The sequence below is a fragment of the Streptomyces sp. NPDC008092 genome, from assembly GCF_042957285.1.
Taxonomy (GTDB): domain Bacteria; phylum Actinomycetota; class Actinomycetes; order Streptomycetales; family Streptomycetaceae; genus Streptomyces.
In genome coordinates this window covers 141,373-152,834 of sequence record NZ_JBIBHY010000019.1, presented here as the reverse complement: position 1 = coordinate 152,834, position 11,462 = coordinate 141,373, and the positions used below count along the sequence as shown (strand labels likewise).

The following is an 11,462-nucleotide window of genomic DNA, read 5'->3' as shown; positions in this document are numbered from 1 at the left end:
CACCCTCTAAGGAGCCCGATGGACCAGTCCGTACGACGGTACGGTGCCCGCTTCACCGGCCGTACCGCCGTGGTGACCGGCGCCGCCTCCGGTATCGGAGCCGCCACCGCCGCCCGCCTCGCCGGGGAGGGCGCCGCCGTCGTGGTCGCCGACCTCGCCGACGAACGCGGCCAGGCCGTGGTGGACGGCATCGAGAAGGACGGCGGCCGGGCCGGTTACGTGCACGCGGACGTGGCCGCCGAGGACGACTGGGCGCGGATCGTCACCGCCGCCCACGCCTTCGGCCCGGTCGACGTGCTCGTCAGCAACGCCTACACCGTCGACGTCGCGGCGGCCCACGAGACGACTCTGCCGTCCTGGCAGCGGCAGCTCGCCGTCAACCTCACCGGCAGCTTCCTCGGCGTCAGGGCGGTCCTGCCCGACCTGCGCGCCCGCCGCGGCGCCGTCGTCCTCACCTCGTCGGTGCACGCCCACGCGGGCATTCCCGGCCACCCCGCCTACGCCGCGGCCAAGGGCGGCCTGCTGTCCCTGTGCGGGCAGCTCGCCGTCGAGTACGGGCCCGAGGTGCGCGTCAACGCGGTACTCCCCGGCCCCATCCTGACCGGGGCCTGGGACCGGGTGGAGCCCGGGGAGCGGGAGCGCAGCATCGCCGGAACGGCCGCCCGCCGCTTCGGCACCCCCGAGGAGGTGGCCGCCGCGATCGCGTTCCTCTGCGCCGACGAGGCCTCCTACATCACCGGGTCCAGTCTCGTCGTGGACGGTGGCTGGAGCGTCGTGAAGGCCTCCGCATGATGCCCTTTGAAAAGAAAGGCTGTACGACATGACGCCCTACGCCCGCCGCGGTGTGCACGGCCAGACCGTGGAGGCCCTGGCGCGCCGCATCCTGGGCGGCGAGATCCCGGAAGGGGCCACGCTCGACCTGGTGGCGCTGCAGAGCGAACTCGACGTCAGCCTCACCGCCCTGCGCGAGTCCCTCAAGGTGCTCGCCGCCAAGGGCATGGTCGACGCCCGCCAGAAGCGCGGCACCTTCGTGCGGGCCCGCGCGGACTGGAACCTCCTCGACGCCGACGTGCTGCGCTGGCAGTTCGAGGGCGGTCCCACGACCGGCGCGGAACGGTCGCTGCTGCGCAACCTCGCCGAGGTCCGCGCCATCATCGAGCCGGCCGCCGTCCGGCTCGCCGCCGAGCGCCGCACCGAGGCCGACCTGCTGTCCCTGGAGACGGCCGTGGCGGCGATGGGGCGGGAGGAGGCCGACCCCGGCCACGCCGTCGACGCCGACCTCGCCTTCCACCGGGCCCTGCTCACCGCCACCCACAACGAACTGCTCGAACGCATGGAGATGGTCATCGAGTCGGGGCTGGCCCACCGCGACCGGATCGTGCACAGCTCCCCGCACAGCGAGGACCCCGTCCCCGCCCACCGCGCCGTCCTGGACGCCGTACGCGACCGCGACCCGCAGGCGGCCGAGACGGCCATGCGGGCCCTGCTCGACCAGGCGGGCCGCGACCTGGCCCGGCTCGACAGCCCCGAGGACGGCACCGAGGACAGCTCCGAGGACGGCACCGGGACCGGGACAGGTACGGACGACACGAAAGGCAGCGGCGGCCGGTGAAGATCGAGCGGATAGAGACCTTCCTCGTCCCGCCACGCTGGCTGTTCTGCCGCGTGGAGACCGACGACGGAGTGGTCGGCTGGGGCGAACCCGTCGTCGAGGGGCGGGCCGAGGTCGTCCGCGCGGCCGTCGACGTCCTCGCCGAGTATCTGGTGGGGCAGGACCCGCTGCGCATCCAGGACCACTGGCAGGTGCTCACCAAGGGCGGCTTCTACCGGGGCGGTCCGGTGCTGTCGAGCGCCGTCGCGGGCCTCGACCAGGCCCTGTGGGACATCGCCGGCAAGACCTACGGCGCACCCGTGCACGCCCTGCTGGGCGGTCCGGTGCGCGACCGGGTGCGGGTCTACGCCTGGGTCGGCGGCGACGAACCCGCCCAGCTGACCGAGCAGATCGCGGCCCAGGTCGAGGCGGGCTTCACCGCGGTGAAGATGAACGGCGCCGGGGCCACCTCGCCGCTGGCGACCGCCGCGGAGACGGCGGCCGTCGTCGCCCGGGTGAGCGCCGCCCGGGACGCCCTCGGCCCGGACCGCGACGTCGCCGTCGACTTCCACGGCCGCTTCACCGCCGCCAGCGCCCGCCGCGTCCTCGCCGAACTCGCCCCGCTGCACCCGCTGTTCGTGGAAGAGCCGGTCGTCCCCGAACAGGGCCACCTGCTGCCCGGCCTGGTCACCGCGAGCCCGGTGCCGCTGGCCACCGGCGAACGCCTGTACTCCCGCGCCGAGTTCCTGCCCGTCCTCGCCGCCGGCGTCGCGGTCGCCCAGCCGGACCTCTCGCACGCCGGCGGCATCTCCGAGGTGCACCGCATCGCCTCGCTCGCCGAGACCTACGGCGCCCAGCTCGCCCCGCACTGCCCGCTCGGCCCCATCGCCCTCGCCGCCAGCCTCCAAGTCGCCTTCGCCACCCCGAACTTCCTCATCCAGGAGCAGAGCCGGGGCATCCACTACAACAAGGAGGCCGACCTCCTCTCCTACCTCGTCGACCCCGAACCCTTCCGCTTCGTGGACGGGCACGCGCATCGCGGTGACGCCCCCGGGCTCGGCATCACCCTCGACGAGGCGGCCGTCCGCGCGGCCGACCGCGCCGGGCACCGGTGGCGCAACCCGGTGTGGCGGCACGCCGACGGCTCCTTCGCGGAGTGGTGACCGTGCCGCCGCCCCTCGACGTCGTGACCGACCTCGCGCACGGCGGCCGCTGGACCTCCCTGCGGCACGGCGAGCGGGAATGGCTGTGGCACCGTGCGAGCCCGGGACGCGACGGGGTCGCACCGGGCGACGCGTTCGTGGACGCCGGGGGAGTGGAGGAGTGCGTCCCGACCGTGCGCGGCACGCCCGACCACGGGGACGCCTGGTCGCGGCCCTGGACGCGCGACGAGGACGGCTCCGGGGACGGCTTCGGGGAGACGGTCCGCTGCGAGCGCTTCACCCTGAAGCGCAAGCTGCGTGGTACGGCCGAGGGCGTGGAGGCCGACTACGCGCTGACGGCCGAGCCCGGTTTCCGCTTCCTCTGGGCCGCCCACGCACTCCTGGACCTCTCCGAGGAGGCCGTCGTGCGGGCCCGTGACGGGGCGCCCACCCGGCTGTTCCCGGAGGCGGCACCCCTGCTGGACCGTCCCTGGCCGGACGGCGCCCCCTGGGTGGAGGGCGACTGGCCCGCCCCCCGGGGGCTGCGGCTCGACCGGTTCGGGCCGGACGACGGTACGGCAGTCGGGGCCGTGGTGGACGGCGGCCGGTGCTGTGTGCACGACGGCGCGGACCGGCTCGCCCTCGCCGTCGAGGCGGAGGGACAGCCGCTCTCCGTCGCCCTGTGGCGCAACCTCGGCGGCTTCCCCGCCGGCCGGCCCTATCGCAGTACGGGCGTCGAGCCGATGCTCGGCCGCGTCTTCGACCTCGCCGACGCGGGCCCGGACGACGCCGCCCGCGTCCCCGCCTCGGGCGAGGTCCGCTGGCGCCTCACCGCAACCGCGGACTGCCGCTGCCCCTGAGGCATGAAGCCCCTGGGGCACAGACCCCTGTGGCCCAAGTCCTCACAGACACAAGGCCCCTGAGACACAAGGAAGGAGCCCGCTCGTGGATCTGCGAGCCGCCCTCGCCGCCCGCCGCCTGCTCGCCATCGTGCGCGGCGGCGACCCGGACGCCGCCCTGCGCACCGTGCTGACCCTGGCCGAGGAGGGCATCGAACTGATAGAGGTCTCCCTGAGCGGCACGGACGCGCTCACCGTCCTCAGCCGGGCCGCGAAGGAGCTGGGCCCCGGCCGGCCGCTGGGCGCCGGCACGGTGCTGACCGCCGCCGACGCGCACGCCGCCCACCGCGCGGGCGCCACCTTCGCGGTCACCCCCGGCCTCGGCGCCGGTGCCGACACCGCGGGACAGCTCGGCATGCCGGTCCTGGCGGGCGTGCTGACCCCCACCGACGTGATCGCGGCGCAGGCCCGTGGCGCGGCCGCGCTGAAGCTCTTCCCGGCCGCCGAGGCCGGGGGAGCGGCGTATCTGAAGGCGCTGCGCGGGCCGTTCCCCGACGCGGCGTTCGTCCCGGTCGGCGGCGTCGACGTGCCGGCCGCGCGGGCCTACCTGGCCGCCGGGGCCACCGCGGTCGGCGTCGGCTCCCCCCTCGTCGGGGACGCGGCGGACGGCGGCAGCATCCTCGCCCTGCGCGACCGGGCCCGCGCGTTCCGGGCCGTCGTGCGGGAGGAGGGGGCCGCGTGACGGCTGCCTGGCGTCCGGCCCCGGGACCGGTCGTCTGCCTCGGCGAGACCATGGCCGCCCTCGCCCCGGACCCGCCCCGGCCGCTGGCGGACGCCGGGCACCTGCGGCTGTCCGTCGCGGGCGCCGAGTCGAACGTGGCCATGTACCTCGCGGCCCACGGTGTCCCGGCCCGCTGGCTCTCGGCCGTCGGCGACGATCCGCTGGGCCGCCGGGTGCGTGCCGCGGTCGCCGCCGCCGGAGTGGACGTGACCCATGTGCGCACCGACCCGCACCGGCCCACCGGCCTTCTCCTCAAGAACCCGGGCCCCGCCGGAACCCGCGTCCACTACTACCGCACCGGCTCGGCGGCCTCGGCCCTCGGCCCCGGCCTGCTCGACGGCGAACCCGTGGGCTCGGCCGCCCTGCTGCACCTCACCGGCATCACTCCCGCCCTGTCCGCGTCCTGCCGCGCCCTGGTGACCCGGGCCCTCGCCCCGCCCGCCGCCGAACGGCCGTACACCGTCAGCTTCGACGTCAACCACCGTGCGGCGCTGTGGCCGGACGGCACCGCGCCGACGGTGCTGCGCGCCCTCGCCGACCGTGCCGACATTGTCTTCGTGGGCCTCGACGAGGCCCAGGAGCTGTGGGGCGGCGACCTGACCGTCACCGGGCTGCGGGAACTGCTGCCCGGCCCGCGGATCCTCGTCGTCAAGGACGGCGCCCGCACCGCGACCGCGGTGACCACGGACGGCACGTGCACGGTGCCCGCGCTGCGGACGGCCGTGGTGGAACCGGTCGGGGCGGGCGACGCCTTCGCGGCGGGCTTCCTGGCCGGACTGCTGCGCGCGGAGACGCTGCCCCGTGCCCTCCGGCTCGGCCACCTCACCGCCGTGTCCGCCCTCAAGGTGACGGGGGACCACGGACCCCTGCCCGAAGCGGCGGACATCGCCCGGCTCCTCGGACTCCCGGACCGGGACTGGCAGCGGTACGAGGAAGGCTCCGAGGCGGTTCGAAGTTAGTTAATCAAGGCGATGGAATAATCGGTGGACCGTCGCTGGACTCGCCGGCGCGATCGGCAGGGCCAGGGACGGTCTCGCCGGTCCGGCCGGGACGGCGTTTCCAGGGCGTGGGGCGCCTGCTCGGCGAGGTCATTCCGCCTTCGTCCGTTCGCCCCTGCGGCGGTCGAGGGTGTTTCCGCGGACTTCGTCCAGGTGATCCCGGCGTGGGCCGGTGCCGGTCCGATCCGGCCCGGCCCGGTCCGATCCGACCCAGTCCGGCCCGGTCCGATCCGACCCAGTCCGGCCCGGTCCGATCCGGCCCAGTCCGGTCCGGCACGGCTGTGCGCCGGGGCCGGACGAGGTCGATTTTGGCATGTTCGTGTCATTCACATGCCGAGCGGCTCGCCGGCCGCCACCTCGCGGTATCCGGACGTCAAAACGAACGTCACCCTGAGCAACAACACCCTGCGCGGGGCCTTCCGGGCGGGCCTCTGCATCGACCGCAAGAGCGTCGACGTGACCCTGACGGGCAACACCATCGACGGTCCGGCCGACCAGGGGATCTGGATCACCTCGGGGGTCACCGGCACCGGGACCTTCTCCGGCAACACCATCCAGAACCTGCGGTCGGGCCGGCCCGCCACCCAGAACGACTCGGCGTCCACCTTCACGATCACCGGCTGACCGGAACCCGTTCCGGCGCCGCGGCCGTCCGGACGGGCGACGCCCCGGCCGTGCGCACGGCCGCGACCCGGAAGGGCCCCGCCGACGTTCGTAAAACGTATTGACAAACCAAGGGGGCGTTCATAGGTTCGCAACGCCCCCCGTCCGACCCGCCCTTTCAACACCGACCGCCGTGCCCGACCGCGCGGCGCCGATGGGAGTGTGCGATCACCTTGACCACCGACATCCGGCGGGCGCCGGCCGTCCGCGGCGGCTGGGACGGGCACCGGCCCGTGACGATCGGCGACGGCCGCGCCGCCACCACCTGCCCGCCCGCCGGACTCCGGGCCCGGCCCGCGGTGCCGCCCGCCGTGCGGGTCGGGAACAGGACCAGGGGACCCGAAGCGCGGGGCGGGTCCTCGCACCGGCCGCCGGCCGCCGGACCGACGGCTTCAACGGAGCCCTCGCGCAGAGGGCGCCCGCACCCCGCGTCGGCCGAACCCGCCGCCCACGTCCCGGACATCACGCTCACCCCCATGGACGCGGCGGACCAGGGCCGCGCCCTCCCGGTGACCAGCACCTGCGAGCGTCCCGCACCGCTCCACTGACCCTTCCCCGCAACAGGAGACCCCCCTCATGCACGACGACCGGAACCTGGTCGAAGCACGTCTGGAACGCGTCCTCAGGGAACGCATCCGGCCCGCCGTCCACCCCGTCAGCACACCGCTGAGCGTGGAGATCTGGTCCACCCCGGGCGAACCCGTCCCGGTGGCCGAGGGGCTGGCCGCCCCGACCCGCCCCGTCGCCGCGGGCACCCCGTGGGGCACGCCGTGGGGAACCAGCTGGTTCAAGGTCACCGGCACCGTCCCCGCCGAGTGGGCCGGCCGCACCGTCGAGGCCGTCCTCGACCTCGGCTTCACCCCGCGCACCCCGGGCTTCCAGTGCGAGGGCCTCGTCCACCTGCCCGACGGCACCCCGGTGAAGGGCCTGCACCCGCGCAACGCCCACGTCCGCGTCGGCTCGCCGGTGACCGGCGGCGAGCAGGTCCACTGGCGCGTCGAGGCCGCCTCCAACCCCGACCTCGACGCGGGCGGCGTGCCGTTCCGGCCCACCCCGATGGGCGACCGGGCGACCGCCGGAGACGCTCCCCAGTACGTGCTGGGCGAGATGCGGCTGGCCGTCTTCGACGAGACCGTGTGGAACCTGGTCATGGACCTGGAGGTGCTCGGCGAGCTGATGGCGGAGCTGCCCGCCGACGGGGCTCGCCGCCACGAGATCCTGCGCGCGGTCGGCCGGGCGCTCGACGCCGTCGACCTCCAGGACGTCAACGGCACCGCAGACCGGGCCCGTTCGTGTCTCGCCGGGGTCCTCGCCGCCCCCGCCGCGCCCTCCGCGCACCGGATCAGCGCGGTCGGACACGCGCACATCGACTCGGCGTGGCTGTGGCCGCTGCGCGAGACGGTCCGCAAGGTGGCCCGTACGGCGTCCAACATGACGGCCCTCCTGGCGGAGGACCCCGACTTCGTCTTCACCATGTCCCAGGCCCAGCAGTTGGCCTGGATCAAGGAGCACCGGCCCGAGGTGTACGCGAAGGTGAAGAAGGCGGTCGCGGACGGGCGGTTCGTGCCGGCCGGCGGGATGTGGGTGGAGTCGGACACCAACATGCCGGGCTCGGAGGCGATGGCCCGTCAGTTCGTGCACGGCAAGCGGTTCTTCCTGGACGAGTTCGGCATCGAGAACGACGAGGCGTGGCTGCCCGACACCTTCGGCTTCGCCGCCGGACTCCCGCAGATCATCAGGGCCGCGGGCTCGACCCGGCTGCTCACCCAGAAGATCTCCTGGAGCCGGACCAACAGCTTCCCGCACCACACCTTCCAGTGGGAGGGCATCGACGGCACCCGGATCTTCACCCACTTCCCGCCCGTCGACACCTACAACTGTGAGATGACGGGACGTCAGATCGCGCACGCGGCACGCAACTTCAAGGAGAAGGGCGTCGCCACCCGTTCCCTCGCGCCGACCGGCTACGGCGACGGAGGCGGCGGCACCACCCGGGAGATGGTCGCCAAGGCGGCCCGGCTGCGCAGCCTGGAGGGCTCGGCCACCGTCGAATGGGCAGCGCCCGCCGACTTCTTCGCCAAGGCCGAGGCCGAGTACCCCGACCCGCCCGTCTGGGTCGGCGAGCTGTACCTCGAACTCCACCGCGCCACCCTCACCAGCCAGGCGCAGACCAAGCGCGGCAACCGGCGCAGCGAACACCTGCTGCGCGAGGCCGAACTGTGGGCGGCGACGGCCGCGGTGCGCACCGGATTCCCCTACCCCTACGAGCAGTTGGACCGGATCTGGAAGACGGTCCTGCTCCACCAGTTCCACGACATCCTGCCCGGCTCGTCCATCGCCTGGGTGCACCGCGAGGCCCGCGAGACCTACGCGCGGCTGGCCGGGGAGCTGGAGGACGTCATCGGCGCGGCGCAGCGGGCCCTGGCGGGGGAGGGGACCCGGGAACTGGTCTTCAACTCCGCCCCGCACGCCCGCCGCGGCGTCCCGGCCGGGAGTGCCTCGGCGCGATCCGTCCAGGGCGGCACCGCGACCCCCGTACCGCGCGAGGGCGGCGGCTACGTGCTCGACAACCACCTGCTGCGGGTCGAGATCGACGGCCGCGGACTGGTCGTCTCGGCGTACGACAGGGCCGCGGACCGGGAGGCGATCGCACCGGGAGAGGCCGCCAACCTGCTCCAGCTGCACCCCGACTTCCCCAACCAGTGGGACGCGTGGGACGTCGACGCCTTCTACCGCAACGTCGGCAGCGACCTCACCGAGGTGACCGCACTGGAGGCCGAGGGCGGTGCGGTGCGCGTCGAGCGGGTCTTCGGCGGCTCCCGCGTCACCCAGCTGCTGTCGGTCCCCGCGGACGCCAAACGCCTCGACATCGACACCGAGGTGGACTGGCACGAGACCGAGCGCTTCCTGAAGCTCGCCTTCCCGCTCGACGTCAAGGCCGACCGGTACGCCTCCGAGACCCAGTTCGGGCATGTCCACCGGCCCACCCACCAGAACACCAGCTGGGAATGGGCCAGGTTCGAGGCCTGCAACCACCGCTTCGTGCACCTCGACGAACCGGGCTGGGGCGTCGCCGTCGTCAACGACGCTACCTACGGCCACGACGTGACCCGCGCCGTACGCACCGGCACCGACGCGGGCACGACCACCACCGTACGGGCGTCGCTGCTGCGCGCGCCCCGCTACCCGGACCCGGAGACCGACCAGGGAGTGCACCGCTTCCACCACGCCCTGGTGCCCGGCGCGACGATCGGCGACGCCGTCCGCGAGGGCTACCGGGCCAACCTCCCCGAGCGCCGGGTCACCGGAGCCGTCGCCGAGGTGGCGCCGCTGGTGACCGTGGACGACGAGGCCGTCGTCGTGAGCGCCGTGAAGCTGGCCGACGACCGCAGTGGCGACCTGGTGGTCCGGCTCTACGAAGCGCACGGAGGCCGGGCCCGTGCCACCGTCCGCGGCGACGGCCTCGCGACGGACCGGGCCGTCCTCACGGACCTGCTGGAGCGCCCGCTCGCGGACAGCGAACCGCCCGCCACGGCGGACGGCGCGGTCGTGCTCGCCCTGCGGCCGTTCCAGCTGGTCACGCTGCGGGTGCCGCGCGCGTGACCCGGCGGTGCGCCACCCCGGGCCCGGCGCGTCCGCCGGGCCCGGGGCCGGCTCCGTCTCCGTTCCCGTACGCACCGAGAGAGGCCCAGCACCATGACAGTCCCCGCGTCCGGGACAGCCCCCTCGTCCGGCCGGCCCACGGCGGTGTCCGTCATGGACCCCGCCGTCGCCGGCCAGGTGCTCCCGGCGGACCTGCGCGACCGGCTCGCTGGGCACGTCCGGCTCGCACCCGGCCCGGTGGGGGCGGCCTTCCCCGCCGCGTTCGCCGAGGCGGAGGTGCTGATCAGCGGCTGGGGCTGCCCGCGCCTGACCGCCGGCGCCCAGGGCAGCGAGGTGCGCCGGCTGGGCCGGTACGCGGTCGCGGAGGTCGAGCGCTGGGCGGCCGGCGAGCCGCTGCTCGGGCAGGTGACCCGGGAGGCGCTGCACCGGCTGGCCTGACCCGGCCCGCCGGGCCGCACCGGGCGTCACCCCGATGCCGATCGGCCTCCGCCATCCGGCCCGCGTCCGGGGGCAGTTGGGGGGCGGTGGGGGGAGTCAGTCCTCGGCCACCCGGATGATCGTCCGGCCCGGCGTGCGCTTGTCCGGGGTGAACGCGGCGACCGCCTCCGCCAGCGGCAGCACCGCACCGACGACCGGTGCGAGGCGCCCGTCCCGCAGCCGTGCGGCGAGGTCGGCGAGGCGCGCGCGGTCGGGTTCGACGACGAAGAAGACCGCCCGCCCGTCCGCGGGGCGCACGGTGACCGGGTGGGCGATGGTGACCAGCGTGCCGCCGGGGCGGACCAGCGTCGTGGAGCGGTCGAGGATCTCGCCGCCGATCACGTCGAAGACCACGTCGACCTCGCCGACGTCCTCCAGCCGCTCGGCCTGGAGGTCGACGAAGGTGTCCACGCCCAGGTCGCCCGCGAGGTCGCGGTCGGCCGCCCGGCCGGTGCCGATCACCCGCGCGCCCGCCTCCCGCGCCAGCTGTACGGCGATGGAGCCGACACCGCCCGCGGCACCGTGGATCAGCACGGTCTGCCCGGTGGTCAGGCGGCCGTGGTCGAAGAGGCCCTGCCAGGCGGTGAGCCCGGAGACCGGCAGGGCGGCGGCCGTGACGTGGTCGACGTCGGCCGGGAGCGGGGCGAGGTTGCGGGCCTCGACGGCGGTGTACTCGGCGAGCGTGCCGTCGCGGGCCCAGTCGGCGAGCCCGAACACCCGCTGGCCGACGGTCAGTCCGGTGGTGCCGTAGCCCAGCTCGGTGACCACACCGGACAGTTCGTGGCCGGGCACGCTCGGCGTGCGGTCGTGGCCGGCCCGGTCCGTCCAGGTGGCGGGCCAGGTCAGCTCGCCGGGCGTGAACCCGGCGGCGTGCACGCGCACGACCACGTCGTTCTCGGCGGCGTGCGGATGCGGCAGCTCGGTGAGGGCCAGGCCGCCGACTCCGGCGTCGCGGTCCTTGACGGTGATGGCTCGCATGAGGGGTTCCTCTGGGAGGGTGGGGACATCGTGGCGGCGAACCGGCCCCGCCCCCGGCGGCGGCCGTTCGCCGTGACCCGTCTCAGCGCCCGGCGCCGGGCCCTGCCACCGCAGACGGCGGCGGGCCGAGGCGGGCGGCGGGTGCTGCGGTCGTCACGCTCCCGACCCTACGCCGGAACCGGCCCGGCCCCCTGGGCCACTTCGGCTCCTCTGTCATGGGCCGCTTTGCCCGCCTCCCGGCTGCCCCCGCGCACCGGCAGCCCTCCCGGCGGACGCCCCTTTCGTCCCGCAAGCCGCAAACCGACCCATGAACTGTCCTGCCGGAAGCATTGACGTTAGCCCATCGATTGGATTTACATACTGGTGCCGGTCCCGGGTGCCCGGGGCGCC

General features: G+C 75.0%; 11 protein-coding genes. 10 read left to right on the top strand and 1 reads right to left on the bottom strand.

All coding sequences use genetic code 11. The features are described from left to right. Positions 1–18 precede the first annotated feature (18 nt). The 10 genes from ACFZB3_RS43470 (at position 19) to ACFZB3_RS43425 (ending at position 10,055) form a co-directional block, all read left to right on the top strand. Positions 19–792, top strand: coding sequence for an SDR family oxidoreductase (locus tag ACFZB3_RS43470; RefSeq protein ID WP_391387671.1), 774 nt, complete (start codon positions 19–21; stop codon positions 790–792). 28 nt (positions 793–820) lie between these two features. Continuing rightward, positions 821–1,612 (top strand): FCD domain-containing protein, encoded by a 792-nt coding sequence (locus tag ACFZB3_RS43465; RefSeq protein WP_391387668.1) that lies wholly within the window; start codon positions 821–823, stop codon positions 1,610–1,612. Continuing rightward, positions 1,609–2,754 (top strand): galactonate dehydratase, encoded by a 1,146-nt coding sequence (gene dgoD, locus ACFZB3_RS43460; RefSeq protein ID WP_391387665.1) that lies wholly within the window; start codon positions 1,609–1,611, stop codon positions 2,752–2,754. The genes ACFZB3_RS43465 and dgoD overlap by 4 nt, the downstream gene beginning before the upstream one ends. Positions 2,755–2,756: 2 nt before the next feature. Continuing rightward, positions 2,757–3,593, top strand: coding sequence for a hypothetical protein (locus ACFZB3_RS43455; protein ID WP_391387855.1), 837 nt, complete (start codon positions 2,757–2,759; stop codon positions 3,591–3,593). An 85-nt stretch (positions 3,594–3,678) separates the two neighbouring features. Beyond that, positions 3,679–4,314: a bifunctional 4-hydroxy-2-oxoglutarate aldolase/2-dehydro-3-deoxy-phosphogluconate aldolase gene (locus tag ACFZB3_RS43450; protein ID WP_391387662.1), complete on the top strand. Its 636-nt coding sequence runs from the start codon at positions 3,679–3,681 to the stop codon at positions 4,312–4,314. Next, entirely contained in the window at positions 4,311–5,312 is a 1,002-nt protein-coding gene (locus ACFZB3_RS43445; protein WP_391387657.1) for a PfkB family carbohydrate kinase, read from the top strand. Before ACFZB3_RS43450 ends, ACFZB3_RS43445 begins: the two co-directional genes overlap by 4 nt. A gap of 369 nt (positions 5,313–5,681) precedes the next feature. Further along, entirely contained in the window at positions 5,682–5,975 is a 294-nt protein-coding gene (locus tag ACFZB3_RS43440) for a right-handed parallel beta-helix repeat-containing protein (RefSeq protein WP_391387654.1), read from the top strand. Positions 5,976–6,187: 212 nt separating this feature from the next. After that, positions 6,188–6,562, top strand: a complete 375-nt coding sequence (locus ACFZB3_RS43435) for a hypothetical protein (protein ID WP_391387651.1) — start codon at positions 6,188–6,190, stop codon at positions 6,560–6,562. Between the two features lie 28 nt (positions 6,563–6,590). Further along, entirely contained in the window at positions 6,591–9,617 is a 3,027-nt protein-coding gene (locus ACFZB3_RS43430; protein ID WP_391387648.1) for a glycoside hydrolase family 38 C-terminal domain-containing protein, read from the top strand. A 153-nt stretch (positions 9,618–9,770) separates the two neighbouring features. Then, positions 9,771–10,055, top strand: a complete 285-nt coding sequence (locus ACFZB3_RS43425; RefSeq protein ID WP_391387645.1) for a hypothetical protein — start codon at positions 9,771–9,773, stop codon at positions 10,053–10,055. 96 nt (positions 10,056–10,151) lie between these two features. Here the strand turns inward: ACFZB3_RS43425 and ACFZB3_RS43420 are convergent, their stop codons facing one another. Further along, the gene (locus tag ACFZB3_RS43420) at positions 10,152–11,072 is read right to left on the bottom strand and encodes a zinc-binding dehydrogenase (protein ID WP_391387642.1); all 921 of its coding nucleotides are present in this window, start codon (positions 11,070–11,072) and stop codon (positions 10,152–10,154) included. Between the last annotated feature and the right edge of the window lie 390 nt (positions 11,073–11,462).